1 protein-coding gene is annotated in these 836 nt (G+C 52.2%); it reads right to left on the bottom strand.

Annotation, left to right across the window (positions count from 1 at the left end; translation table 11 throughout):
* Positions 1-177: 177 nt before the first annotated feature.
* Positions 178-836, bottom strand: a 659-nt coding sequence (locus CWE11_RS12005) for an EF-Tu C-terminal domain-related protein (RefSeq protein WP_241971744.1), incomplete at its 5' end; no start/stop codon positions are given.

Below are 836 nucleotides of genomic sequence, written 5' to 3' on the forward strand. Positions count from 1 at the left end.
TGCGGTTCAGCTAGTGATTCCCCTTACCGGGCTCACAGAGGACTCTCACCTCCAAGTCATCCTGTCAGTACCACCTGTACAGGAATAGCACCCGTCAGGGCGCAACGCGCCGTGCCCGGCGCACAACAAAAAAGGCTCCCGAAGGAGCCTTTTGGTGTCTTGCAAAGGGGTATCTAATTACTTGATGATTTTAGATACAACACCCGCACCTACAGTACGGCCACCTTCACGGATTGCAAAGCGCAGACCTTCGTCCATCGCGATTGGTGCAATCAACTGAACAACAAACTTCAGGTTGTCACCAGGCATAACCATCTCTACGCCTTCTGGCAACTCGACTGAACCCGTTACGTCCGTTGTACGGAAGTAGAACTGTGGACGGTAGCCTTTGAAGAATGGAGTGTGACGGCCACCTTCTTCTTTGCTCAGTACATAGACTTCTGCTTCGAAGTCTGTGTGTGGCGTGATTGAACCTGGCTTCGCCAATACCTGACCACGCTGCACGTCTTCACGCTTCGTTCCACGCAACAACGCACCAATGTTCTCTCCTGCACGACCTTCGTCAAGCAACTTACGGAACATCTCTACACCCGTTACAGTCGTCTTCACAGTCTCTTTCAGACCAACGATTGCAACTTCGTCACCTGTGTTCACGATTCCGCGCTCTACACGACCTGTTACTACGGTTCCACGGCCTGAGATTGAGAATACGTCTTCGATTGGCATCAGGAACGGCTTGTCGATGTCACGCTCTGGCTCTGGGATATAAGTATCCAACGCTTCCGCCAGCTCAAGAATCTTCTTCTCCCACTGCTCGTCGCCTTCCAACGCCTTCA

It is taken from the genome of Aliidiomarina sanyensis (genome assembly GCF_003987175.1).
GTDB classification, from domain to species: Bacteria; Pseudomonadota; Gammaproteobacteria; order Enterobacterales; family Alteromonadaceae; genus Aliidiomarina; species Aliidiomarina sanyensis.